The 23,601-nt window shown below is 65.3% G+C and carries 21 protein-coding genes and 1 tRNA gene; 11 read left to right on the plus strand and 11 right to left on the minus strand.

Annotation, left to right across the window (positions count from 1 at the left end; genetic code table 11):
- Positions 1 to 48: 48 nt before the first annotated feature.
- The 5 genes from HHA01_RS05365 to HHA01_RS05385 are packed head-to-tail and all read left to right on the plus strand — an operon-like array spanning position 49 to position 4,807.
- On the plus strand, positions 49 to 930 hold the full coding sequence (locus tag HHA01_RS05365; RefSeq protein WP_246053821.1) for a cobalamin-binding protein: 882 nt from the start codon (positions 49 to 51) through the stop codon (positions 928 to 930).
- A 52-nt stretch (positions 931 to 982) separates the two neighbouring features.
- Positions 983 to 1,915 (plus strand): FecCD family ABC transporter permease, encoded by a 933-nt coding sequence (locus HHA01_RS05370; RefSeq protein WP_141318538.1) that lies wholly within the window; start codon positions 983 to 985, stop codon positions 1,913 to 1,915.
- On the plus strand, positions 1,915 to 2,682 hold the full coding sequence (locus tag HHA01_RS05375; protein ID WP_141318499.1) for an ABC transporter ATP-binding protein: 768 nt from the start codon (positions 1,915 to 1,917) through the stop codon (positions 2,680 to 2,682). The genes HHA01_RS05370 and HHA01_RS05375 overlap by 1 nt, the downstream gene beginning before the upstream one ends.
- A 31-nt stretch (positions 2,683 to 2,713) precedes the next feature.
- On the plus strand, positions 2,714 to 3,328 hold the full coding sequence (gene cobO, locus HHA01_RS05380; RefSeq protein WP_141318501.1) for a cob(I)yrinic acid a,c-diamide adenosyltransferase: 615 nt from the start codon (positions 2,714 to 2,716) through the stop codon (positions 3,326 to 3,328).
- Positions 3,329 to 3,331: 3 nt separating this feature from the next.
- On the plus strand, positions 3,332 to 4,807 hold the full coding sequence (locus tag HHA01_RS05385; protein ID WP_141318503.1) for a cobyric acid synthase: 1,476 nt from the start codon (positions 3,332 to 3,334) through the stop codon (positions 4,805 to 4,807).
- A gap of 11 nt (positions 4,808 to 4,818) precedes the next feature.
- On the opposite strand, the gene HHA01_RS05390 is transcribed toward HHA01_RS05385, so the two are convergent.
- The 5 genes from HHA01_RS05390 to ugpB form a co-directional block, all read right to left on the minus strand.
- Positions 4,819 to 5,553 carry a glycerophosphoryl diester phosphodiesterase gene (locus tag HHA01_RS05390; RefSeq protein WP_141318505.1) on the minus strand — a complete coding sequence of 245 codons (735 nt, stop codon included), beginning with the start codon at positions 5,551 to 5,553 and terminating at the stop codon, positions 4,819 to 4,821.
- The gene (locus HHA01_RS05395; RefSeq protein ID WP_141318507.1) at positions 5,550 to 6,644 is read right to left on the minus strand and encodes a sn-glycerol-3-phosphate import ATP-binding protein UgpC; all 1,095 of its coding nucleotides are present in this window, start codon (positions 6,642 to 6,644) and stop codon (positions 5,550 to 5,552) included. Before HHA01_RS05395 ends, HHA01_RS05390 begins: the two co-directional genes overlap by 4 nt.
- Positions 6,645 to 6,671: 27 nt before the next feature.
- Entirely contained in the window at positions 6,672 to 7,517 is an 846-nt protein-coding gene (ugpE, locus tag HHA01_RS05400; protein ID WP_141318509.1) for a sn-glycerol-3-phosphate ABC transporter permease UgpE, read from the minus strand.
- Positions 7,518 to 7,535: 18 nt separating this feature from the next.
- Positions 7,536 to 8,411 carry a sn-glycerol-3-phosphate ABC transporter permease UgpA gene (ugpA, locus tag HHA01_RS05405; RefSeq protein ID WP_141318511.1) on the minus strand — a complete coding sequence of 292 codons (876 nt, stop codon included), beginning with the start codon at positions 8,409 to 8,411 and terminating at the stop codon, positions 7,536 to 7,538.
- Positions 8,412 to 8,480: 69 nt separating this feature from the next.
- Positions 8,481 to 9,800 (minus strand): sn-glycerol-3-phosphate ABC transporter substrate-binding protein UgpB, encoded by a 1,320-nt coding sequence (gene ugpB / locus HHA01_RS05410; protein ID WP_141318513.1) that lies wholly within the window; start codon positions 9,798 to 9,800, stop codon positions 8,481 to 8,483.
- Between the two features lie 336 nt (positions 9,801 to 10,136).
- Here ugpB and HHA01_RS05415 point away from each other — a divergent pair, with 336 nt between their 5' ends.
- A complete protein-coding gene (locus tag HHA01_RS05415) occupies positions 10,137 to 10,709 on the plus strand; it encodes a hypothetical protein (RefSeq protein WP_141318515.1) in 573 nt (190 codons plus the stop codon).
- Positions 10,710 to 10,712: 3 nt separating this feature from the next.
- On the opposite strand, the gene azu is transcribed toward HHA01_RS05415, so the two are convergent.
- A complete protein-coding gene (gene azu / locus HHA01_RS05420) occupies positions 10,713 to 11,177 on the minus strand; it encodes an azurin (protein ID WP_141318517.1) in 465 nt (154 codons plus the stop codon).
- A 173-nt stretch (positions 11,178 to 11,350) separates the two neighbouring features.
- Between azu and HHA01_RS05425 the strand changes: the two genes are divergently transcribed.
- Positions 11,351 to 12,328: an NADPH:quinone reductase gene (locus HHA01_RS05425; RefSeq protein ID WP_141318519.1), complete on the plus strand. Its 978-nt coding sequence runs from the start codon at positions 11,351 to 11,353 to the stop codon at positions 12,326 to 12,328.
- Between the two features lie 15 nt (positions 12,329 to 12,343).
- On the opposite strand, the gene HHA01_RS05430 is transcribed toward HHA01_RS05425, so the two are convergent.
- Positions 12,344 to 13,249 carry a MurR/RpiR family transcriptional regulator gene (locus tag HHA01_RS05430; protein ID WP_141318520.1) on the minus strand — a complete coding sequence of 302 codons (906 nt, stop codon included), beginning with the start codon at positions 13,247 to 13,249 and terminating at the stop codon, positions 12,344 to 12,346.
- Positions 13,250 to 13,366: 117 nt separating this feature from the next.
- Between HHA01_RS05430 and HHA01_RS05435 the strand changes: the two genes are divergently transcribed.
- Positions 13,367 to 14,695 (plus strand): aspartate aminotransferase family protein, encoded by a 1,329-nt coding sequence (locus tag HHA01_RS05435; protein WP_141318521.1) that lies wholly within the window; start codon positions 13,367 to 13,369, stop codon positions 14,693 to 14,695.
- Between the two features lie 12 nt (positions 14,696 to 14,707).
- Positions 14,708 to 15,283, plus strand: a complete 576-nt coding sequence (locus HHA01_RS05440) for a carboxymuconolactone decarboxylase family protein (RefSeq protein ID WP_141318523.1) — start codon at positions 14,708 to 14,710, stop codon at positions 15,281 to 15,283.
- Positions 15,284 to 15,360: 77 nt separating this feature from the next.
- On the opposite strand, the gene HHA01_RS05445 is transcribed toward HHA01_RS05440, so the two are convergent.
- The 4 genes from HHA01_RS05445 to betI all read right to left on the minus strand — a co-directional run bounded on the left by HHA01_RS05445 (position 15,361) and on the right by betI (position 22,120).
- Positions 15,361 to 17,808, minus strand: a complete 2,448-nt coding sequence (locus tag HHA01_RS05445) for an acyl-CoA dehydrogenase (RefSeq protein ID WP_141318525.1) — start codon at positions 17,806 to 17,808, stop codon at positions 15,361 to 15,363.
- 199 nt (positions 17,809 to 18,007) lie between these two features.
- The gene (gene betA / locus HHA01_RS05450; protein ID WP_141318527.1) at positions 18,008 to 19,708 is read right to left on the minus strand and encodes a choline dehydrogenase; all 1,701 of its coding nucleotides are present in this window, start codon (positions 19,706 to 19,708) and stop codon (positions 18,008 to 18,010) included.
- A gap of 298 nt (positions 19,709 to 20,006) precedes the next feature.
- Positions 20,007 to 21,476: a betaine-aldehyde dehydrogenase gene (betB, locus tag HHA01_RS05455; RefSeq protein WP_141318530.1), complete on the minus strand. Its 1,470-nt coding sequence runs from the start codon at positions 21,474 to 21,476 to the stop codon at positions 20,007 to 20,009.
- Positions 21,477 to 21,487: 11 nt separating this feature from the next.
- Complete coding sequence (betI, locus tag HHA01_RS05460; RefSeq protein ID WP_176586646.1) at positions 21,488 to 22,120, minus strand: transcriptional regulator BetI; 633 nt, start codon at positions 22,118 to 22,120, stop codon at positions 21,488 to 21,490.
- A 255-nt stretch (positions 22,121 to 22,375) separates the two neighbouring features.
- Here betI and HHA01_RS05465 point away from each other — a divergent pair, with 255 nt between their 5' ends.
- Together HHA01_RS05465 and HHA01_RS05470 are read left to right on the plus strand one after the other, a co-directional pair.
- Complete coding sequence (locus HHA01_RS05465; protein ID WP_141318532.1) at positions 22,376 to 23,320, plus strand: choline ABC transporter substrate-binding protein; 945 nt, start codon at positions 22,376 to 22,378, stop codon at positions 23,318 to 23,320.
- A gap of 72 nt (positions 23,321 to 23,392) precedes the next feature.
- Positions 23,393 to 23,469 (plus strand) — tRNA-Met (locus HHA01_RS05470).
- The last annotated feature ends 132 nt before the right edge of the window (positions 23,470 to 23,601 follow it).

Raw genomic sequence — 23,601 nt, forward strand, 5'->3', positions numbered from 1 at the left:
TCGATGCGCATGGCCGCAGAGTGTCCTGATGATGACCGAGGAGGCGGGGTGCGCCAGATACTGACATGGCTGGGCATCGTCTGGCTGACCACGGCGGGCCCGGCGCAGGCATCGTCATGCGTCACCGACGACGCGGGGCGCGAGGTCTGCCTGGACGCTCCGGCGCAGCGCATTGTGGCGCTTTCGCCGGGAGTGACCGAATTGCTCTACGCCGCCGGCGCCGGTGAGCGGTTAGTGGGCGCGGTCAGTTTCAGTGACTATCCGGATGCCGCGAAGCAGTTGCCGAGGGTGGGAAGTTATGATCGGCTCGACCTCGAGGCGTTGCTGGCGCTATCGCCCGATCTGGTGGTGGCCTGGTCGGGGGGTAACCCGGAAGAACAGGTCGAACGTCTGGCGACGCTGGATGTGCCGGTCTTTTTTTCCGATGCCGATAATTTTGCCACTATCGCCTCCAACCTGGAGCGGCTGGGCACGCTGGCGAATACCGAGCCGACGGCGCAGCAGGCAGCGGGTCAACTGAAGTCCGATGTGGCGGCGTTGCGTAGCCGCTACGCGGATGCCAGACCGGTGAGTGTCTTTTATCAGGTCTGGGAGTCGCCGTTGATGACCATCAATGGTGAGCACTGGATCAGCCAGGCACTGGACCTGTGCGGCGGCGTGAATATCTTCGCCGAGCAGTCGGCGCTGGTGCCGCGCATCGGCGTCGAGGCCGTGCTCGGGAGGGACCCGGAGGCCATCATCACCGGCGGCATGGGCAAGGCCGACTCTGCCTGGCTGGATGCCTGGCGCGAATTTCCTGGCATGACGGCGGTGCGGCAGGGCAACCTGTTCTTCATCAACCCGGACCTGGTGCAGCGTGCGACACCGCGGCTGGTGGAAGGCACACGGGATATCTGTCGTCATCTGGAGGTCGTGCGTGAACGGCGCTGAAGATCAGGTGGTGGGGCGGGCAAGACTGGCGTCTCCGCTGGCCTGGTTGCTGATGATGGCGCTGGTGTCACAGGTACTGGCGCTGGCGCTGGGCAGTGTCGACATTTCCCTGGGTGCCCTGGTGGCGGTTCTCGGCGGTGATGGCGAAGCCCTGCATCGGACCCTGGTGCTGGAGCTGCGACTGCCGCGCTCATTGGCCGCCTTCGGTACCGGCGCCTTGCTGGCGCTGGCCGGCGCCTTGATGCAGGTGCTTTTACGCAACCCTCTGGCCGATCCCTATGTTCTCGGGCTCTCCGGTGGCGCCTCGGTGGCGGCCCTGCTGGCCATGCTGGCGGGCCTCGGCACGACGCTGGTCGCCGGCTCGGCCTTTGCCGGCGCGCTTGCCTCGACCCTGATCGTGTTCGGCCTGGCCCACGGCACCGGCAGTTGGACGCCGACGCGCATGCTGCTCACCGGCGTGGTGATGGCGGCTGGCTGGGGGGCGTTGATCAGCTTTCTGCTGGCGGTTAGTCCGGTCGAACAGCTGCCCGGCATGCTCTACTGGTTGATGGGCGACCTGGCCTATGCCGGTTCGCCCTGGCTGGTGCTGGGTGTCGCGGCCGCCAGCTTGCTGGTCATGCTGCCGCTGGGGCGTACCCTCAATGTGCTGGCCCGCGGCGGTCTGCAGGCGGCCGTGCTCGGTGTCAACGTGCGCCGCATGGAGTGGCTGCTGTATCTGCTGGCCAGCCTGTTGACCGCCGTGGCGGTGACCACGGCCGGCAGCATCGGCTTCGTCGGCCTGATGGTGCCGCATATGCTGCGCCTCAAGCTCGGCAACGACCAACGCCTCATCCTGCCGGCCAGCCTGTTGGCCGGTGGTACCCTGCTGACCCTGGCGGACACCCTGGCGCGTACCATGGTGGCGCCTCAGCAACTGCCCGTGGGGGTCATTACCGCCCTGCTGGGGGTGCCCAGCTTCCTCTATCTGCTCTACCGGAGCCGTTGATGGCGAGCCTCGAGACCCATGAGCTGCTCATCGATGTGCCGGGCCGCGCCGCCGGCCGTTGCCTCGACCTGCAGATGAAGCCGGGAGAGCGGTGGGGCGTGCTGGGGCCCAATGGCGCCGGCAAGACGACCTTGCTGCATACACTGGCAGGTTTGCGGCCGGCACGCGCCGGCGAGGTATGGCTCGACCAGCGGGCGCTCGCGCGCTGGCGACGCCGCGAGTTGGCGCGATGGCTGGGCGTGGTCTTTCAGGAGCATCACGACGACTTCCCCGCCACGGTCATGGAAACCGCCATGATCGGCCGGCATCCCTATCTCTCCCCCTGGCAGCGCGAAAGCGGGGAGGATCTGGCTATCGCTCGGGAGGCCCTGCGTCGCTTTGACCTTGATCACCTCGCCTCACGCCTGGTGTCGACGCTTTCCGGCGGTGAGCGCCAACGCGTCAGCCTGGCCACGGTGCTGACCCAGGCACCCCGCTGGTGGCTGGTCGATGAACCGACCAATCATCTCGACCTGCATCACCAGGTGGCGATCATGAGCCTGCTCGAGGAGCAGGCCAGCGCCGGGTGCGGCGTGGTGATGTGCCTGCATGACCTCAACCTGGCGGCGCGCTGGTGCAGCCACCTGTTGCTGCTGTATCCCGATGGCGAGGCCTGCTGGGGTCCTGTCGAAGAGATGCTGGAGCTCACCGCGCTCGAGCGGCTCTATGACCAGCCACTGACCCGAGTCGAAGTGGAAGGAGCACCAGTCTTCGTGCCGCGTCGTTGATGATTTATCCGCAACAGAAGAGGGAGGCCCCATGAGCCGTCGACCCGATGTCGATTCAGAACGCCATGCGCAGCGTATGGCCCACAAGCAACGCATCATGAACGAACGCATTGCCGCTGCGGACAAGGAGCAGGGTGTCTTGCTGGTGCTCACCGGCCCGGGCAAGGGCAAGAGCAGTTCTGGCTTCGGCATGATGGCTCGGGCGCTGGGCCATGGCATGCAGGTGGGCGTGGTGCAGTTCATCAAGGGCGCCTTCAGTACCGGAGAAGAGGCGTTCTTCCGCAACTTGCCGGGCGTGGACTACCACGTCATGGGCGAGGGCTATACCTGGGATACACAGGATCGCGAACGTGACGTGGATGCCGCCGCAGCGGCCTGGGAAGAGGCGCGACGCATGCTGGTCGACCCAGAGTATGCGTTGGTGCTGCTCGACGAGCTCAATATTGCCCTGCACCAGGGTTATCTGGAGCTGGATCAGGTGCTCGATGACCTACAGGCGCGTCCGGCCATGCAGCATGTCGTGGTCACCGGCCGTTACGCACCCGAGGCGTTGATCGAGATGGCCGATACCGTGACCGAGATGAAGGTCGTCAAGCACGCCTTCAAGGAGCAGGGGGTCAAGGCGCAGAAGGGCGTGGAACTCTAACCGATGGCAACCCTGATGATCCAGGGCACTACCTCGGATGCCGGCAAGAGCACCTTGGTGGCGGGACTCTGCCGACTGCTTGCCCGGCGAGGCGTGTCGGTGGCGCCCTTCAAGCCCCAGAACATGGCGCTGAACAGCGCCGTGACGCCGGAGGGTGGCGAGATCGGACGCTCCACGGCATTACAGGCGGTGGCTTGCAGCATCGCCCCCCATGCCGACATGAATCCGGTATTGCTCAAACCGGAGACCGACCGCGGCGCCCAGGTGATTCTCGATGGTCGGGTGTACGGCCACATGGAAGCGCTGGACTATCACGCCTTCAAGCGCCAGGCCCGCGAGACGGTGCTGGCGGCCTGGGAACGACTGACGGGCCGCTACGACCTGGTGATCGCCGAAGGCGCTGGCAGCCCCGCCGAGATCAACCTGCGCCATGACGATATCGCCAATATGGGCTTTGCCGAGGCGGTGGGTTGCCCGGTGTGGCTGGTGGCCGATATCGACCGCGGCGGTGTCTTCGCTCAGTTGGTGGGGACGCTCGAGCTACTGAGTGAATCCGAACGGGCGCGTACCCGAGGCATCATCATCAATCGCTTTCGCGGCGACATCTCGCTGCTCGATCCGGGGCTCGACTGGCTGACCGAGCGCACCGGCAAGCCAGTGCTGGGCGTGCTGCCGCATCTGAATGGTCTGCTGCTGGATGCCGAGGACGGGCTTGGCCTCACCGCGAGCGCTGCCGAAACGCCGGGGCTCAGGGTTGTGGTACCGGCGCTGCCACGGATCAGCAATCACACCGACCTGGATGCGTTACGCCTGCACTCGCGAATCGAGCTGATCCTGGTCGGGCCGGGGCGGCCGATTCCGCCAGCCGACGTCATCCTGCTGCCCGGCAGCAAGAGTACCGTCAGCGATCTGGCCTGGCTGCGCCGCGAAGGTTGGGAAGCGGTCATCCGGCGGCATCTTCGCTATGGGGGGCGGGTACTCGGCATTTGCGGCGGTTTCCAGATGCTCGGCGAAGTGATCGACGATCCGGAGGGTCTCGAGGGGGAAGCCGGCAGTGTGCCGGGTCTGGGTCTGCTGTCGATGCGCACCCGGATGGTGGGCGGCAAGCAGCTGCGCAATGTGCGAGGTACTCTCCTGGACACCCCGGCCGGTGAAGACGTGGCGGTGAGCGGCTACGAGATTCACAACGGCGTCAGCCAAGGGCCGGCACTAGCTCGGCCGTTGCTCGACCTCGATGGTCGGCTGGATGGTGCGGTGAGCGAGGACGGTCGGGTCCTGGGCACGTATCTGCATGGGCTCTTTGACGAGGCCGCAGCGGCCGATGCCATTCTGGCGCGCTTGGGGCTCGAGGGTGAGGCCGTCGGGGTGAATCTGGCTGCGCATCGCGAGACACAGCTCGACCGGTTGGCCGATGCCCTCGAGGCTAGCCTGGACCCGTCCGCCATCGCTGACCTGACCGACGCGCGACATCAGACGTGACAGATATTCCGTCAGGCATGGGCCTCGAAACGCGTCGGGTCGTCGCTGATCACGCCGCTGACGCCCCATTGCCAGCGTGACGCGAAGGCGAGGGGGTCGTTGGCGGTGTAGCACAGCAAGGGGTAGCCCGCCCGGGTGATCTCGCCAGCCCGGGCGGCCCGCAGGCGCCGCCAGTCGGTGTGCACCGTGTAAGCGTCGATGGCCTCGCAGCGACTGGCCCAGTCTCTCGGTACACGCTCGAGCAATAAACCGAGTGGCAGGCAGTCGGGGCGCGCATGGCGGCGTGCGTGGTCCAGGGCTCTGGCGTCAAAGGAAGAGACAATCAAGCGTGCGACGGGCTGGGCTTCGAGAAGGACTGGCAGGACACCTTCGACCAGTGCCTTGGGGTCGCGGCCGCGATTGACCTTGAGCTCCAGATTGAGGCCCATGTCGAGCTCATCGAGCAGTTCCAGCATCTGCACCAGGCTGGCCATGGGCTCGCCGGCGAAGGCCTCGCCGAACCAGCCGCCGGCATCCAGCCGCTTGGCCTCGGCGAGCGTCAGATCACCGAGGCGACCGCGGCCGTCGCTGCAGCGCCTGACGTCATGGTCGTGCCAGATCACCGGCGTGCCGTCGCCCAGCAGCTGGACATCGAGCTCCACCCAGTCGATGCCGGCGTCGTGGGCCGCGCGTACGGCCGCCAGGGTGTTTTCCGGCGCCTGTGCCGAGAGACCGCGATGGGCGATCAGGCGTGGGGCATGGGTCATGAGGCGGTCTCCGGCGCGGCCAGGCGGTGCCCCTCCTGCGGGTCGAAGAGGTGCAGGCGCTCGGGATCCGGGCGCAGATAGAGCCGCTCGCCTTCGGCAATGTGCTGGGCGCCATCCAGGCGGGCCACCAACAGTTCCGCCTGACCGTCGAGCCTGACATGTGCCAGGGTGTCCGCCCCCAGGGGTTCGACCAGCTCGACCTCCGTGACCAGGGTGGTGTCATCGCTATGGCTGACTTGTACCAGGTGCTCCGGTCGCACACCCAGACACACCGCATCGCCGATCTCGGCCGGTGACCCGTCCCGCAACGGCAGGTGTGTGCCACAGGGTAGCGTGAGGACGCCATCGGCATGCCGCGCCTCGATGAAGTTCATCGACGGCGAGCCGATGAAGCTGGCCACGAAGCGGCTGGCCGGCTGGTCATAGAGGTGCATGGGCGTGCCCACCTGTTCGATGTGCCCGCCGTTCATCACCACCAGGCGATCGGCCAGGGTCATGGCCTCGACCTGGTCATGGGTGACGTAGACCGCCGTCACGCCGAGCCGCTTCTGCAGGCGGCGGATCTCGATGCGCATCTGCACGCGCAGCTTGGCATCCAGGTTGGACAGCGGCTCGTCGAACAGGAACACCTTGGGCTCGCGGACGATGGCTCGGCCCATGGCCACGCGCTGACGCTGGCCACCGGACAGCTGCTTGGGACGCCGGTCGAGCAGGTCCTCCAGACCGATCAGGCGCGCGGTTTCCTCGACCTTGCGGCGCCGCTCGGCCCTGGGCACGCCCTGGTTCTTCAGCGCATAGCCCATATTGTCGGCCACGCTCATGTGCGGGTAGAGGGCGTAGTTCTGGAAGACCATGGCGATATCCCGCTGGGCGGGTTCCAGATCATTGACGCGCCGGCCATCGATGGCGAGTTCGCCGCTGCTGATCGACTCCAGGCCGGCCAGCATGCGCAGCAGGGTGGATTTGCCACAGCCCGATGGGCCGACCACGACGACCAGTTCGCCATCGTCGATGATCAGGTCAACGCCATGCAGGGCGGTGACGCCATTGGGGTAGGTCTTGCTCAGGGCGTCCAGACTCAGGGTTGCCATGGGGGTGCGATCCATCCAGTCATAGGGTTATTTCTCGGCATCGACCAGGCCTTTCACGAAATAGCGCTGCATCAGCACGATGACCGCCACCGGCGGCAGCATGGCCAGCAGGGCGGTGGCCATCACGGCCTGCCAGGGCACCAGGTTGTCCGCCGAGGACAACAGGCGCTTGAGGCTGACGACGATGGTCATGTAGTCCGATTCGGTGGTGATCAGCAATGGCCAAAGATACTGGTTCCAGCCGTAGAGGAACATGATCACGAACAGTGCCGCGATATTGGTCTTCGACAACGGCAGCAGGATGTCCTTGAGGAACCGCCAGGGGCCGGCGCCATCCACGCGTGCCGCCTCGAGCAGGTCCGGGGGAACCGTCATGTAGAACTGGCGGAACAGGAAGGTGGCGGTGGCGCTGGCGATCAGCGGCAGGATGAGTCCGGCATAGGAATTCAGCAGGTTGAGGTCGGCGGCGATCTTGTAGGTCGGCATGATGCGGACCTCCACCGGCAGCATCAGGGTGATGAAGATCAGCCAGAAACACAGCCGCCGCAGCGGGAAGCGAAAGAAGACGATGGCATAGGCGGCGAGGATGGCAATGACGATCTTGCCGCAGGCGATGCCCAGGGCCATGACCGTGGAGTTGAACAACAGCCGCGCGACATCGGTGCCCAGCCGGGCCACCGGCTCGCTGAGAATGGCGCGAAAGTTGTCCAGCCCCTGGTCGCCGAACCACAACGGGGCCGTGCCCGTGTACAGCGCAGCCTGGTCGTGCGTGGCCGCGGTAATGGCCAGCCAGACCGGCAGGCAGAAGGCGATCAGGGCCAGGATCAGCAGCACATGGCTGGCAATGTCGAGGCCGGGGCGGCGATAGCGCATCGTGAAGCTTCTCCGAAATCAGTACTGGACCTTGCGTTCGAGATAGCGGAATTGCAGCAGGGTGAGCAGCCCCACCAGCAGCATCAACAATACCGACTGGGCCGCGCTGGAACCCAGGTCATAGCCGATGAAGCCGTCTTCATACACCTTGTAGACCAGGGTGCGTGTCGCGCCGCCGGGCCCGCCCGCCGTGGTCGCGTCGATGGTACCGAAGGTCTCGAAGAAGGCGTAGACACTGTTCATGACCAGCAGGAAGAAACTGGTCGGTGACAACAGCGGAAAGGTGATCGTCCAGAAGCGTCGCCAGGGACCGGCGTTGTCGATGGCCGCCGCTTCCAGCAGGCTCTTCGGAATGGCCTGAAGCCCGGCCAAGAAGAACACGAAGTTGTAACTCATCTGCTTCCAGATCGAGGCCATGATCACCAGTGCCATGGCCTGCCCGCCGTTGAGCTGATGGTTCCAGTCGATGCCCATGGCACCCAGCCAGGCGCTGACCAGGCCGAGTTCCGGGTCCAGCATGAACACCCACAACACACCCGCCACGGCAGGTGCCACGGCATAGGGCCAGATCAGCAGCGTCTTGTAGCCATGAGCGCCCTTGATGACCCGGTCGGCGAGAACCGCCAGCAGCAGTGCCAGGGCCATGGCCCCCAACGCCACGCTGATGCTGAACGTCACGGTGGTGCCGAGTGCACGATAGTATTCTGCCGAGCCGAGAACCCGGGTGAAGTTCTCGAAGGCCACGAAGGCGCGGCCAAGGCCGAAGGGGTCCTGGACATAGAAGGCCTGAATGACGGCCTGAAACGCGGGCCAGAAGAAAAATATCGCGACGATGGCCAGCTGTGGGGAGAGGAGCAGCCAGGGGGTGAGGCGGTGACGTTGAAAGGTCGCCATGATCGTCCGTTACCGAGAAAGAGAAAACGCCGGAACGCCCGAGGGGCGCTCCGGCGCGCGACCGGGTGATCAGCCGTTGGCTTGCTGGAAGCGCTTCAACAGCTCGTTGCTGCGGCGAACGGCTTCATCCAGGCCTTCCTGGACGCCGACATCGCCGTTGAATATCTTCTCCAGTTGCTCTTCGATGGTGGCGCGAATCTGCGGCATGTTGCCCAGGCGCAGGCCCTTGGAGTTTTCCGTCGGCGTGACACCGGTCATTTGCTCGATAGCGACGGCGCTGCCCGGATTGGCTTCATAAAAGCCCTGTTCCTTGCCGAGGTCGTAAGCCGCCTGGGTGATCGGCAGGTAGCCGGAGAACTGGTGCCAGTCGGCCTGGACTTCAGCCGATGACAGGTAGTCGAAGAACTCGGCGACGCCCTGATAGACCTTGTCGCTGTGGCCTTCGAGGACCCACAGCGAGGCCCCGCCGATGATGCTGTTCTGCGGTGTCTCGATGACTTCGCTGGAGTAGGGCAGGGGCTCCACGGAGAACTCGAAGCCTTCGGCATTGGAGCGCACACCGGCCAGCGAGGCGGAGGAGGCCATCAGCATGGCGCAGCGGCCGGTGTAGAATGAGGGCGCAGCCTCGTCGAAGCGACCTCCGTAAGCGAAGCGGCCATCTTCCTGCCAGTTGGCCAGACGCTGGATGTGGTCGACCGCTGCGGTTTCATTGATCTTGAGGCGGGCATCCAGGCCACCGAAGCCGTTCTGCTCGGTGGCGAAGGGGATGTCATGACGGGCGGAGAAGTTCTCGAGCTGGATCCAGGACGGCCAGGTGGTGGTCATGCCACATTCGGCGGCGCCGGACTCGACAATGGTGCCCAGTGCCTCGCCCAGGCCTTCCCAGGTGGCCGGCATTTCTTCCACGCCGGCCTCGGCCATGATGTCGCGATTGACATAGACCACTGGGGTCGAGGAATTGAAGGGCATGGACAGCATCTTGCCGTCGGAGGTGGTGTAGTACCCCGTGACGGCCGACAGGAAGGCATCCGGGTTGAAATCCTGGTCCGACTCGGCCATCAGCTCATGGACCGGCACGATGGCGCCCTTGGCGTTCATCATGGTGGCCGTGCCGACTTCATAGATCTGCACGATGGCCGGCGCCTCGTTGGCACGGAAGGCGGCAATGGCGCTGGTCATGGTTTCGGAGTAGTTGCCGCGAAACGATGGCTTGACGACGTATTCGTCCTGGGATTCGTTGAAGTTGGCGGCGATCTCGTTGACCTTGTTGCCCAGCTCTCCGCCCATGGCATGCCACCAGGCGATTTCGGTGGCGCTGTGTGCCGAGAGTGACAGGCCGGCGGCGGCCATGCCCAGCGTCAGTGCTCCCAGATGATGGATACGCAGCATCGGTTTCTCCTTGTCTTGTCGGGTCAGGTTCCATTATCAGACGGGGCTGATGACAGTTGCATGAAAGTTAGATCATGGTTGTCGGGCACGCCATGCTGCAGATGCGAGCTACGAGCTACGAGCTACGAGCTACGAGCTACGAGCTACGAGATACGAGATACGAGATACGAGCTGCGAGAAGCGGGCTGCGAGAAGCGGGCTGGGGGTTGCCAACCGCTCGTTTCTCGCCACTCGTTTCTCGAGCGTCGAGCCGGGGTGAGCGCATGAGCCGGAAGTGCCAAGTGTGGTAGGCTGCGCGGTTTCTAGCGTGGTGAGCGACGGACGAGGGAGAAGTCGATGCGGGTGATGCATATCAAGAACGAGGCGCAGCGCGAGGCCTGCCTGGCGCGGTTGTGCGCGGAAGTCTACGGCCATCAGGCGGGGCTGGCGCCGCTGTCGGTATTTGCCGGTGTGCTGGGCGTGTTGATCAAGCAGGAGGCGGCGCGCGTGCTGGCGCTGGTCGATGACGACGCTCGGCCGATTGCGCTGGCGCTGCTGGCGATGGATGAAACGGGCCAGAGCATGAACGTCATGCAGGTCGCCTCGCTCGTCGAGGCGGACGGCACCGACCCCGGCATGCGGCTGATCGCCGAGCTGGCAAGCCGCGCACCGCTGCGCGTCGACGCCATCAACGAGGCCCAGCAGCAACGCTTCGAAGCGGCCGGCATCACGCGCTGGCTGGATGGCAAGAGCGGCGTGCGCATCGGCCTCGGGCCCAAGCATCCGACCCGTGACCTCAGTGATCTGCCCCGCACCCTGACGGTGGACGAGCAGGCCGTGGCGCAATCCTTCAAGCGTGACCCCAAGGCCTTCGAGGACTACAAGCGCCGATTCATCCGTGGCCTGGAGTCCTTTCCCGCCACGCTGTGAGCGTCATTCCTGGACCCGGAAGCTGCCCTGCATGGACGCGAAGTGCCCGGGGAAGGAACAGAAGAAGGTCAGGTCACGCCCTACCAACCCCGCGGTGTCAAAGGTGATGCGCGTGCTCTCGCCGCCGCCGATGACCTCGGTGGCGGCGATCACCCGGTCGTCCCCCTCCGGTAGATAGTCGGCATCCGGGCCGGCTCGCATGCCGTCCATGGCCAGTGCCTGGGCATCCGCCGTGGCCGCCAGTACCCAGTTGTGCCCCATGGCATCGGCGGGCATCGAGCCCGTGTGTTCCAGCGTCAGGGAGACGCTGTCGCAACTGGCCGGCACGCTCAGCGAGTCGCGGTCGAACTGCAACTGGTCGTTGCTCTCGATGGTCAGCTGGCAGGCGTCGTCACTGGCCAGCACCGGTGTGCCGAGCAGGCCGGCGGCCAGGCCGGCAGTCGCCAGTAGTCCCTTGAGTATCGTCATGAGTGCCTCGTGTCTCACTTGGTGAATATCCCCTCGGACACCATGATAACGTCCTGGTTGCGTTTGTCCTGCGCGACATGCTGGACATGGCCTCGCCAGTGCCGGCTTGACCCGGCGTTCGTCAAGCGATTGACTGATCTGTACAAACAGTTAGCCAATCAAGGAATTCGCTCATGGCACAGCGTATCGAGTTTTCGCAAACGGGTGGCCCCGAGGTGCTGCAACTGGTCGAGACCTCCGTTGCCGCCCCGGGGGCGGGCGAAGTGTGTGTTCGACATCATGCCGTCGGCCTGAACTTCATCGATATCTATTTTCGTACCGGCCTCTACCCGGCGCCTTCGCTGCCTTCCGGCCTGGGCACCGAGGCAGCCGGTGTCGTCGAGGCAGTGGGCGAGGGTGTCGAGCATCTGGCCGTCGGCGACCGCGTCGCCTATGCCCAGGGGCCACTGGGCGCCTATGCCGAGGAGCGTGTCATTGCCGCGGATCATGTGGTGGCGCTGCCGGATGGCGTCACTTTCGAGACGGCGGCGGCGGCCATGCTCAAGGGGCTGACCGTCCAGTATCTGCTGCGTCAGACCTACCCGCTGCAGGGCGGCGAGACCATCCTCTTCCATGCGGCGGCCGGCGGTGTCGGCTCGATCGCCTGCCAATGGGCGAGAGCACTTGGCGTCAAGCTCATCGGCACGGTCAGTTCCCCGGAGAAGGCGGCGCTGGCCGAGCGCAACGGCGCCTGGGCGACCATCGACTATACCCGCGAGGATGTCGTCGAGCGGGTGCGCGAACTGACCGCCGGCGAGATGTGCGATGTCGTCTATGACTCGGTGGGCAAGGATACCTGGGAAACCTCGCTGGACTGCCTCAGGAAGCGTGGCCTGATGGTCAGCTTCGGCAACGCCTCCGGTCCGGTGGAAGGCGTCAACATCGGCATCCTCAACCAGAAGGGCGCGCTGTACGTGACGCGGCCGAGCCTCAACGGCTACGCCGATACCCGCGAACGCCTCGAGTCGATGTGTATCGACCTGTTCGCCATGCTGGAAAGCGGCGAGGTGGCCATCGACATCGGTCAACGTTTTCCGCTGGCCGACGCCGGCAAGGCCCAGCAGGCGCTGGCCGACCGCCAGACCACCGGCTCGACCATTCTGCTGCCCTGAGGGAGCCCCGGGCGTCTACAAGGATGCATCGAGCTCGCCGATCAGCCGCTCGCGGCGCTTGAGGGCTTCCAGGCCGGCATTGCCCAGGCGGCTGGCGGTCTCGCTGAGCAGCCCCTCGGCGAGCAGCATGAAGGCGCACATGCTGTTGCTGAAGAACAGGCTCTGGTCGGGTACCACGAAGTGGTATTTCGCCAGCCCGGCCAGGGGCGAGGCGGGCGAGTTCGTCAAGGCGATGACCTGAATGCCCTGACGCGCCGCGACCTCGGCAGTGGCCAGCACGCTGGGGGTATAGGGGAAGCCGCTCGCCACCACCAGGACGTCGTCTTCATCCAGCTGGGCCAGGGCGTCGGCGGCGCCATGGCGGGCCGCATCCAGCATGGCCGCATCGCCACGCAGCATGCCCAGCCCATAGGCCATGAAGGACGCCAGGGAGGCAAACTGGCGCATGCCGTGCACCCGGACCCGCGGCGCCTCGGCCAGTAACCCGGCAGCCTGCTGGAATGTCCGCGCGTCGATGCCCGCCAGCAGGTCTGCCAGGTTGGCGCCTTCCTGCTTTTCCAGCCGCGACAGCCGCTCCATGCCGCCATTTTCCGGCTGGTCGGCCAGCAGGCGCGAGACCTGGTCGCTGTAGAAATGCCGGCCCTGGGTGACGTGACGACGAAAGATACCCTGCAGGCCGGCGAAGCCGCCGAAGCCCAGGCGCTGAGCCAGGCGCGACAGGGTCGAGGGGCTGACGCCGAGGCGCTCGGCGAGATGGCTGATCGACGACACCGCGGTCTCCTGGGGCGCCGCGACCAGCGCCGCCAGCACCTGACGCGAGCGCTTGCCGAGGCGAATCGGACTGGTGTCATCGGCCAGCTCGCTCAGCAGCCTTTCCAGATCCTCGAGGCTGGTCGGGCAGGGCGTGTCGGTGGGCGACATGAGGGCATCCTGGAGAGTCGGTGAGCGGTATCGTGTGGCACCATGCTGCCATATATTGCAAATATTTTTCCATAAGTTGAAAATGGCAATGATATTTGCAAAATCCGGGGAGTCACCATGAGCCATGTGTTTCATCGCCAGCTGTCACACGCCTACCCTACCGCCGTGGCCGGCGAGGGCGCCTATCTGATCGATGCCGAGGGACGGCGCTACCTGGATGCCAGTGGCGGGGCCGCCGTGTCCTGTCTGGGCCACAGCGATACCCGGGTGATCGACGCCATCCAGCAGCAGGTCGGGCAGCTGGCCTATGCACATAGCTCCTTCTTCACCACCGAGCCCATGGAGGCGCTGGCGGACTTCCTGATCGAGCGGGCGCCCGCCGGCTTTTCCTCGGTCTACTTCGTGTCCGGTGGTTCGGAGGCGATCGAGGCCGCGCTGAAGATGGCGCGTCAGTACTTTCTCGAGCGCGGTGAACCGGGGCGCCACAAGCTGATTGCGCGCCGTCAGAGCTATCATGGCAATACGCTCGGCGCACTGGCCACCGGCGGCAATGCCTGGCGCCGTCGCCAGTTCGAGCCGCTGCTGTCTGACGTGAGCCATGTCAGCCCCTGTTATGCCTACCGGGGGCAGGCGGCCGACGAGTCCCCCGAGGCCTATGGCGAGCGCCTGGCGATGGAGCTGGAAGAGGAGATCCAGCGGCTCGGCCCCGAGACGGTCATGGCCTTCGTCGCCGAGCCGGTGGTCGGGGCGACCCTGGGGGCGGTGCCCGCCGTGCCCGGTTACTTCAAGCGCGTGCGCGAGATCTGCGACCGGCACGGCATCCTGCTGATTCTCGACGAGGTCATGTGCGGCATGGGCCGCACCGGCAGCCTGTTTGCCGCCGAGCAGGAAGGCGTCACGGCCGACCTGACGACCATCGCCAAGGGCCTGGGCGGTGGCTATCAGCCGATCGGTGCCACCCTGGTCAGTGACGAGATCCGCCGGACCATTGCCGAGGGCTCGGGGTTCTTCCAGCATGGCCATACCTACATCGGTCATGCCACGGCCTGCGCGGCGGCCCTCGCGGTACAGCGAACCATCGAGGAGCGCGACCTGCTGGCGCGAGTACGCAAGCTCGGGGAGGGCCTGCAGGACCGGTTGGTCGAGCGCTTCGGCGAGCACCCCCATGTCGGCGATATTCGCGGACGCGGGCTCTTCCGCGGTCTCGAACTGGTCGCGGAGCGTGACCGCAAGACGCCCTTCGACCCCTCGCACAAGCTGCATGCCGCCATCAAGCGCACGGCCATGGACGCGGGCCTGATGTGCTATCCCATGGGCGGTACCCTGGATGGGCGGACCGGCGATCATATCCTGCTGGCGCCGCCCTTCATTCTCGAAGACGCTCAGCTGGACGAAATCGTCGACAAGCTCGACGCGACACTCGAACGCGTTCTACCGCTGCGCTGAAGGAGGCCCCGCATGAAGATCGAATCCCGCTTGTCGCCTCTGCAGCAGGACCACATGGATGCCGAGCAACGTCGTGTGCTCGAGGAGATCCTGAGTGGTCCACGGGGCAATCTGGATGGTCCCTTCCTGGCCTGGGTGCACAGCCCCGGCCTGGCCGATCATGCCCAGCGACTGGGGGCCTTCTGCCGCTACGGCACGCGCCTGCCGCTGCGTCTGACCGAGCTTGCCATCCTGGTCACCGCGGCCTGGTGGCAGTCCCAGGCGGAATGGCAGATTCACGCCCCGATCGCCCGCGAGGCGGGCGTGTCCGAAACGTTGATCGAGGCCCTGCGCGATGGGCGGGCGCCGGACGTCGAGCATGACGACGAGGCGCTGGTGGTGCGCCTGGGGCAGGCCATCTACCGCCACAAGCGCGTCGATGATGGCCTCTATGCCGAAGCGGTCGCGGCCCTCGGCGAAGCGGCGGTGGTCGAACTGGTCGGGGTGTTCGGCTACTACGCCCTGGTCGCCATGACCCTGAACGTCTTCGAGGTGCGTCGCGGCAGCGAGCCGTTGCCATTCGCCGAACCGCCACGGGATGAGGTGTGAAGTGTGAGAAGTGTGAGGGGTGAGGAGTGTGAGGGGTGAGGAGTGAGGTGCTCCTCACCCTTCACGCCCTTCACAGCTTACGCCGGGTGGTGGCGCAACACCTTGGACTTGTCGGTGACGAAGGCGTCGTACTCGAAGTCGTCGACGCTGAGCATGTCCAGCACCTCGGCCTCGCGCTGGCGCATGAAGGTCGCGTCGTCTTCGCTGATCAGGCCGGCTTCCAGCGCTGCGTCGACCTGTTGTTCCGGATGCAATGCCTCGGCGGGGATCTCGCCCTTGGCGTGGGCCTTGCCGACCGTGCGGTACAGCGCCTCGGCGCGCTCCTGGGTGGCCAGCAGGGCATTGTAACGGGCCAGGGGGTTGTCCTGGGGACCATCGTCGGCGTCCCAGGTATTGGCCGTCAGCTTGTGGCGCAGGGAGCTGTCATGCGAGATGGCCTGGGCGATCCCGCGGGACAGGTCATCCTCGGGGCGCGACCAGCGACGTCCGCGGGGCATGATGATCAACCGCAGGGTGCGGCCCAGGGCGCGATTGGGCAGGTTGTCGAAGAGCTCGACGAAGGCCTGCTCGGCGCGGTTCAACAGGAAGCGAGCCGCATAATGGAGCACGGCGTCCTCGCCTTCCACGCGCTCGCCTTCGTGCCACTGCTTGAGCAGCATGCTGGCCAGATAGAGGTTGGAGAGTACATCGCCGAGGCGCGCTGAGAGCATCTCGCGTTGCTTGAGTTTCGAGCCCAGGCTGGCCATGGCGGCATCCGCGGCCAGGCCGAAGCCGGCCGACAGGCGCGCGATGTCCTTCGCATAGGGCGCGGCCACGTCATCGAAGGGTACGTCCGGCTTGCCGATGCCCAGGCCCTGGGTCAGGGCGCGGGCGGCATTGCCCAGAATCAGGCCGGCATGGCTGAAGAAGGCGCGGTCGAAGGCCTTGACGTCATCGGCGTCCTTGGCGGCCAGTTCCTCGAGCACATACGGATGGCAGCGAATCGCCCCCTGACCGAAGATCATCAGGTTGCGCGTCATGATGTTGGCGCCCTCGACGGTGATGGCCACCGGGTTGGCGCTGTAACCGATGCCCAGATAGTTGCGTGGCCCGAGCGTCACCGCCTTGCCGCCATGGACGTCCATGGCATCGGCGAGGATCACGCGCTGGAATTCGGTCAGCTGACTCTTGAGGATCGCCGAGGGCACGGCGGGTTTCTGGCCATGGTCGATGGTGTTGGCGGTCTGGTAAACCGCTGCCTGGGCGATGTAGGCCATGGCGGTCATGCGCGCCAGGGGCTCCTGGACGCCTTCCATTTCGGCGACCGGCACATTGAACTGGCGGCGGATTCGCGCGAAGCCGCCCGTCCAGCCGATGGCGTAGCGGGCCGTGCCGGTGGCGCCGGAGGGCAGGGTGATGCAGCGGCCGACCGACAGGCACTCGACCAGCATGCGCCAACCCTGACCGATCATTTCCTCGCCGCCGATGATGGTCGACAGCGGCACGAAGACCTTGTTGCCCTTGATCGGGCCATTGAGGAAGGGGCTGCCGATGGGATGATGACGGCGGCCGATCTGCATTCCCTCGGTTTCGCGAGGCACCAGGGCCAGGGTGATGCCGCGGTCTTCCTCGTCGCCGAGCAGGTGCTCCGGGTCGAACAGACGAAAGGCCAGGCCGACCACGCTGGCGATCGGCGCCAGGGTGATCCAGCGCTTCTCGAAGGTCAGTTCGAGGCCCAGCATCTCTTCGCCATCCACCTCGCGTTTGACCACCACGCCGACATCCGGCAGGGAAGTGGCGTCGCTGCCGGCCCTGGGGCCGGTCAGGCCGAAGCAGGGGATCTCGCGGCCGTCGGCCAGGCGCGGCAGGTAGTGGTCCTTCTGTTCCTGGGTGCCATATTTGAGCAGCAGCTCGCCTGGCCCCAGGGAGTTGGGCACGCCGACGGTGACCATCAGCGTCTCGCTGACCGAGAGCTTCTGCAGGATGGTCGATTGCGCCTTGGCGGAGAAGCCCAGGCCGCCATACTCTTCGGGAATGATCATGCCGAAGAAGCGCTCGCGCTTGAGATAGTCCCAGAGTTCCTGGGGAAGGTCGGCGCGTTCGCGGGCGATGTCCCAGGCATTGCACATGCCGGCCGCGACGCTGCACTGGTGATCGACGAAGGCGCGCTCCGCGTCGCTCAGGCCGTCATCCTTGAAGTCCAGCAGGCGCTGCCAGTTCGGGCGACCCGAGAAGAGCTCGCCGTCCCAGGCCACGCTGCCGGCCTCCAGGGCGGTGTGTTCGGTCTCGGAGACCTTTGGCGCCACCTTCTTGAAGACGGCAAAGAGGCGTGGAGTCAACCAGGCGCCGCGAATGCCGGCCAGGCCACAGGCGGCGATGGCGGCGGTGACGATCAGCAGCAACACGCCGATCACCGAGGCGCCGGCGAAGATGCCGATCAGGCCGGTAACGCCGGTGACCGCCAGTGCCGGCAGGGCGCCTGCCTCACGGCGCATAACGATCAGCAGGCCGGCCACGGCCAGCACGAGCAGTATCAGGGTCAACATGAGCATCTCCGGGTGTGAGATAAAATTCGAACGTCTGTTTGAATTCTTGCAGAATAGCCCACTTTCCTGCAACTGACCAGTCAGGCAAAGGTGGTAGTGGTTGGATGGCATAGCCGGCGGCAGGTCCCTGGACAGCAAAACGCCCCGTGCTGTCCTTAACTGACAGCCGGGGCGTCGTGGCGCGTGCCTGGCGGCGGCGTTATGAGGTCTGGTCGAGCCGGCGCATGGGCGTCTGTTGGGCCGGGGCTCCCTGGGCCACGTAATAGGGCGCATCGCTCTTCGCCAGGGCCTCGCGGCCACGGATCTTGTCGGCCATTTTCTCGGCCAGCATCAGCGTCGGCGCGTTGAGGTTGCCGGTGGGAATCACCGGGAACAGGGAGGCATCGACGACGCGCAGGCCCTCCAGGCCATGCACCCGCCCGGCACCATCGACCACGCTGTCCTCGCCTTCGCCCATACGGCAGCTACCACAGGGGTGGTAGGCGGTCTCGGCGTGCTCGCGGACGAAGGCGTCGAGCTCGGCATCGGACTGGACGTCGGGGCCCGGTGAGATTTCCCGGCCACGATAGTCGTCGAAGGCCGGCTGCTGGATGATTTCCCGGGTCAGGCGAATGGCGTCACGGAATTCCTGCCAGTCCTTGTCGGTGGACATGTAGTTGAACAGGATGCTGGGCGCCGCCGCCGGATCCCGGGATGTCAGGCGAATGCGGCCCTCGCTCTCGGAGCGCATGGAGCCGACATGGGCCTGGAAGCCGTGGGCCTCGACCGCGCTCTTGCCGTTGTAGCTGATGGCGATGGGCAGGAAGTGGTACTGCAGGTTGGGCCATTCCTCCTCGTCGCGACTGCGGATGAAGCCGGCGGCCTCGAACTGGTTGCTGGCACCGACGCCCTTGCCCAGCAGCATCCACTCGGCACCGATCTTCGGCTGGTTCCACCACTTCAGGGCCGGATACAGCGAGATGGGCTGGGTGCACTCGTACTGGATGTACATCTCCAGGTGGTCCTGCAGGTGGGTACCGACATTGTCGTTGACCAGCACCGGCTCGATGCCGAATTCATCGAGGACATCCTGCGGACCGACGCCGGAGCGCTGCAGAATCTGCGGCGAAGCCACGGCTCCGGCACACAGCAGGACTTCACGACGCGCTCGGACCTCCTGGGTATTGCCCTTGCGGGCGTAACGTACACCCGTGGCGCGTTTGCCCTCGAAGGTGATGACGTCGGTCATGGCACGGGTCTCGATGGTCAGGTTGGGGCGTTCCTTGACCTGGTCGAGGTAGCCGCGTGCCGTGGAGGCGCGGCGGCCGTTGGGCGTGACGAAGCGGTCCATGGGACCGAAGCCTTCCTGCTGATACCCGTTGACGTCTTCGGTAGCGGGATACCCGGCCTGTTGGCCGGCCTCGATGAAGGCGTGGTAGAGCGGGTTGTTGCCGGCCTTGGGAGTGGTCACGCTGACCGGTCCATCGCCGCCATGATAGTCATTGGGGCCGATATCGCGGGTCTCGGCCTTGCGGAAGTAGGGCAGGCAGTCGGCATAGGTCCAGTCTTCCAGGCCGTCACACTTGGCCCAGTTGTCATAGTCCAGGGCGTTGCCGCGGATGTAGCACATGCCGTTGATCAGCGAGGAGCCGCCCAGGCCCTTGCCGCGCCCGCACTCCATGCGCCGGCCGTCCATGTGCGGTTCCGGGTCGGTTTCGAAGGCCCAGTTGTAGCGTTTGCCCTGCAGGGGGTAGGCCAGTGCCGCGGGCATCTGGGTCCGGAAGTCGAAGCGGTAGTCGGGGCCGCCGGCCTCGAGCAGCAGGACCTGGACATCCGGGTCTTCGGTCAGGCGCGCGGCCAGGACATTGCCGGAAGAACCGGCGCCGATGATGACATAATCGAATTCACGAATCTGGGGCATGGGAGCCTCCCAAGGCTGAAACGGAGATGGATTTCGGGCGGTGGTTGCCTGGCCCGCTGCGGCTGATACGGACAGGCGGCGATGAGCGGCGGGGACAAGCTGAAGCGAGGGTCATCCGCCATGGGTGAGGCGCATGCCGCCGAACGGGCTGGCCATGGAAGGCCAGTCCAGGTCCTGCAAGCGAAGCAGGAAGCGGGAGCGCCGCAGGGCGGATGTAGCGCCCATGGAGGGGTTTACAGCGCCCTCGCGCAAGCTTGTCGACGCAACAGCTCATCGCGTCGCCGGTTAGCCAAGGGCTTTAGAACACCGACTCGAAGGGCCCCATTTCCACCTGTACGGACTTGGTCTGGGTATAGTGGCCCAGTGTTTCCAGGCCATTCTCGCGGCCCACGCCGGACTGCTTGTAGCCGCCAACCGGCATCTCGGCAGGGGAGTCGCCCCAGGTGTTGATCCAGCAGATGCCCGCCTCGAGGCGATGAATCACCCGATGGGCGCGATTCAGGCCCTCGGTGAAGACGCCGGCGGCCAGGCCGTAGCTGGTGTCGTTGGCGCGACGAATCACTTCCTCTTCGTCATCGAAGGCCAGAATCGACATCACCGGCCCGAAGATCTCCTCCCGGACGATGCGCATGCTGTCGTCGCAGTCGGTAAAGACGGTGGGCGCCGCCCAGGCCCCGTTGGTCCAGGTGCCCTGATCCCAGGCATCACCACCGGCCAGCACGCGTGCGCCTTCCTGCTTGCCCAGTTCGATGTAGGACAGCACCTTTTCCTGATGTTCGAAGCTGACCAGCGGGCCGAAGTTGACCGCCGGGTCCAGCGGATCACCGGCCTTGATGCGTGCCACGCGCTCGGCGATCTTCGCCTCGAAGGCCTCCTTGATGGAGCTGTCGACGAACACGCGTGTGCCATTGGTGCAGATCTGGCCGCTGGAGTAGAAGTTGGCCATCATGGCGCCATCGGCGGCACGATCCAGGTCGGCATCGTCGAAGACGATCAGCGGCGACTTGCCGCCGAGCTCCATGGTCACGTCCTTGAGGCTGGAGGCGGCGGAGGCCGACATCACCTTCTTGCCGGTGCCCACCTCGCCGGTGAACGACACCTTGTCGATGCCGCCGTGGCCGGTGATCAGCTGGCCGACGCGGCCGTCACCATGCACCACATTGAAGACGCCATCGGGCATGCCGGCTTCGCTGAACACCTCGGCCAGCACCATGGCGGTCAGCGGGGTCACCTCGCTGGGCTTGAAGACCACGGCGTTGCCGGCGGCCAGGGCCGGGGCGGACTTCCAGCAGGCGATCTGGATCGGATAGTTCCAGGCGCCGATGGCCCCGATCACGCCCAGCGGCTCCGGACGCGTATAGACGAAGGAGGTATCGCGCAGCGGAATCTGGCTGCCCTCGATGGCCCCGGCCAGGCCGGCGTAGTATTCGAGCACCTCGGTGCCGGTGGCGATGTCCACGGCGGAGGTCTCGCTGATCGGCTTGCCGGTGTTGCGTGACTCGAGTTCGGCAATTTCGTCGTTGCGCTCCCGCAGCAGCGCCACGGCGCGCGCGAGGACGCGGCCACGCTCGGCACCGGTCATGGCGGCCCAGGTGCGCTGGCCTTGACGGGCCGCCGCGACGGCGCTGTCGACGTCGGCCTCGCCGGCCTGCTGAACCCTGGCCAGCAGACTGCCGTCGTAGGGATTCACGACCTCGAAGGTCTCACCGGAGGTGGCGTCCACATGGGCGCCATTGATGTAGAGGGACTGGGTATCGAGCTGTGTCATGGTAGCTCCCGTCAGGATTCGGCTTGGAAATTGGCAGTGAGCAGCGAGGCTCGGGCCTCGGGTGCTTGCAGCAGTTGGTCAAGGTAGTCGCGTGCCAGGCGCCGGGCGTGGTCCGAGTCCAGACCTTCCGGCGTCAGAGCGCCGCGCAGCCAGAGACCGTCGATCATGGCGGCCAGGGCGCGGGCGGCATCGCGAGCGGTTTCGCATGGCATGAGCCGTCGAAACTGGTGGCAGAGGTTGGCATACAGGCGCCGGTCATTGACGTTCTGCAGGCGTTGCAGCTGCGGCTGATGCATGCTGCTGGCCCAGAAGGCCAGCCAGGTCTTGGCCACCGGCCCGGTCACCTGGGTGCGGTCGAAGTTGCCGTCGATGATGGCCTCCAGGTGGGCCTGGGGCGAGGACGTCGACAGCGCTCGGCGGCGCGCCGCCACGGCATCTCTCAGGTCATTGAGAATCTGGCGCATGGTCGCCTCCATCAGGCCATCCTTGCCACCGAAGTAATGGCTGATGATGCCGGCCGAAACGCCGGCCTGCCGCGAGATGCGCATGACCGTGGCATCCGCCAGGCCGACATCGTCGATGGCGGTCATGGTGGCCTTGATCAGCTGCTGGCGACGGATGGGTTCCATTCCAACCTTGGGCACCTTGCTGCCTCCTCTGTGAGTGCTGACCGTTGAGCGGTGGAGCGGTTGCCGTCTTGCATCCGGGTGCACCGCCATGATTATGATAGGGACAGTCTGGCACTTTTTTATTGAATGTTCAATCAATAAAAATAACCAGTCTGGCCGATAGCCTTGCCAGAGGCGCCTGTACTCGTCGCGGATAGCACGAGCACAGAGGCCAACGTCCCGTCCCGGACGTTCGTTCAGACTGTCCACTTTGACAAGGGAGATAGCTCGATGAACAAGATGACCAAGGGTTTGCTGAGCACGACACTGGTGCTTGCCGCCGCGCCGGCGATGGCGGCCGACGACAGTTGTCAGCCGGTGCGTTTCGCCGAGGTCGGCTGGACCGACATCACGGCGACAACGGCCCTGACCACCCAGGTCCTGGGAGCCATGGGGTATGAGACGCGCATCGACACGGTGTCCGTGCCGATTGCCTATTCCGGCATGAAAAACGGCGACTTCGATGTCTTTCTAGGCAACTGGATGCCATCCATGGCCTCCATCAGCGATCCCTATGTCGAGCGCGGCGAGGTCGAACGCCTGGGTGCCAACCTGAAAGGGGCCAAGTACACTTTGGCGGTGCCACAGTATGTGCATGATGCCGGTGTCACTTCGGTGGAAGATCTGGACGAGCATGCCGAGCGTTTCGACAGCCAGCTACATGGCATCGAGGCCGGTAATGACGGCAACCGGATGATTCAGAAGATGATCGACGACGATGCCTTCGGCCTGGGCGACTGGGAGCTGATCGATTCCAGCGAAGCCGGCATGCTGGCCGAGCTCAAGGCGCGGGTGCCCGACGAGAAGTGGATGGTCTTCCTGGGCTGGGAGCCGCATCCGATGAATTCCAATTTCGAGATGGCCTACCTCAAAGGGGCGGATGATTACTTCGGCCCGAACCTGGGGGGCGCCACCGTTTATACCAATACGCGGGCCGGCTACAGCGAAGCCTGCCCGAATGTCGGCAAGCTGCTGGAGAATCTCAGCTTTACCCTGAAAATGGAAAACCAGTTGATGGGCACCATCATGGATGAGGGCGTTGAACCGGGTAAGGCGGCGCGTGACTACCTGCAGGCCAATCCCGGTGTGCTGGATGACTGGCTCGCGGGCGTGACCACGCAGACCGGCGAGCCTGCTCTGCCGGCCGTCAAGCAGGCGCTGTCCATCGAGGAATGAGGCGCAACGCGGGCTTGTCAGGTGGCAGGCCCGCGTGCATAATTTCCATCTCGCTGCGGCGGGGAGCAAAAAGGCTACGTAGCTCAGCTGGTTAGAGCACATCACTCATAATGATGGGGTCCCCTGTTCGAATCAGGGCGTAGCCACCAGAGATCCTCGAGAGTCGCCCGATCGGTGTTGCCGTTCGGGCGACTTTTTTGCAGCCCAGGGCGCGTGAAACTCGTGGTCAATACTTGACGTCGGCGAGTCGATCCGTATACTACGCCCCGTGTTCGAGGTCG

Origin of the sequence: Halomonas halmophila, from assembly GCF_006540005.1 — a bacterium.
Lineage (GTDB): Bacteria > Pseudomonadota > Gammaproteobacteria > Pseudomonadales > Halomonadaceae > Halomonas > Halomonas halmophila.

Bases quoted from the DNA above. Each gene is read 5' to 3' on its own strand.
- HHA01_RS05370 (WP_141318538.1), top strand. From the start codon at position 983: ATGATGGCGCTGGTGTCACAGGTACTGGCGCTGGCGCTGGGCAGTGTC.
- HHA01_RS05375 (WP_141318499.1), top strand. From the start codon at position 1,915: ATGGCGAGCCTCGAGACCCATGAGCTGCTCATCGATGTGCCGGGCCGC.
- cobO (WP_141318501.1), top strand. From the start codon at position 2,714: ATGAGCCGTCGACCCGATGTCGATTCAGAACGCCATGCGCAGCGTATG.
- HHA01_RS05385 (WP_141318503.1), top strand. From the start codon at position 3,332: ATGGCAACCCTGATGATCCAGGGCACTACCTCGGATGCCGGCAAGAGC.
- HHA01_RS05390 (WP_141318505.1), bottom strand. From the start codon at position 5,553: ATGACCCATGCCCCACGCCTGATCGCCCATCGCGGTCTCTCGGCACAG.
- HHA01_RS05395 (WP_141318507.1), bottom strand. From the start codon at position 6,644: ATGGCAACCCTGAGTCTGGACGCCCTGAGCAAGACCTACCCCAATGGC.
- ugpE (WP_141318509.1), bottom strand. From the start codon at position 7,517: ATGCGCTATCGCCGCCCCGGCCTCGACATTGCCAGCCATGTGCTGCTG.
- ugpA (WP_141318511.1), bottom strand. From the start codon at position 8,411: ATGGCGACCTTTCAACGTCACCGCCTCACCCCCTGGCTGCTCCTCTCC.
- ugpB (WP_141318513.1), bottom strand. From the start codon at position 9,800: ATGCTGCGTATCCATCATCTGGGAGCACTGACGCTGGGCATGGCCGCC.
- HHA01_RS05415 (WP_141318515.1), top strand. From the start codon at position 10,137: ATGCGGGTGATGCATATCAAGAACGAGGCGCAGCGCGAGGCCTGCCTG.
- azu (WP_141318517.1), bottom strand. From the start codon at position 11,177: ATGACGATACTCAAGGGACTACTGGCGACTGCCGGCCTGGCCGCCGGC.
- HHA01_RS05425 (WP_141318519.1), top strand. From the start codon at position 11,351: ATGGCACAGCGTATCGAGTTTTCGCAAACGGGTGGCCCCGAGGTGCTG.
- HHA01_RS05430 (WP_141318520.1), bottom strand. From the start codon at position 13,249: ATGTCGCCCACCGACACGCCCTGCCCGACCAGCCTCGAGGATCTGGAA.
- HHA01_RS05435 (WP_141318521.1), top strand. From the start codon at position 13,367: ATGAGCCATGTGTTTCATCGCCAGCTGTCACACGCCTACCCTACCGCC.
- HHA01_RS05440 (WP_141318523.1), top strand. From the start codon at position 14,708: ATGAAGATCGAATCCCGCTTGTCGCCTCTGCAGCAGGACCACATGGAT.
- HHA01_RS05445 (WP_141318525.1), bottom strand. From the start codon at position 17,808: ATGTTGACCCTGATACTGCTCGTGCTGGCCGTGGCCGGCCTGCTGATC.
- betA (WP_141318527.1), bottom strand. From the start codon at position 19,708: ATGCCCCAGATTCGTGAATTCGATTATGTCATCATCGGCGCCGGTTCT.
- betB (WP_141318530.1), bottom strand. From the start codon at position 21,476: ATGACACAGCTCGATACCCAGTCCCTCTACATCAATGGCGCCCATGTG.
- HHA01_RS05465 (WP_141318532.1), top strand. From the start codon at position 22,376: ATGAACAAGATGACCAAGGGTTTGCTGAGCACGACACTGGTGCTTGCC.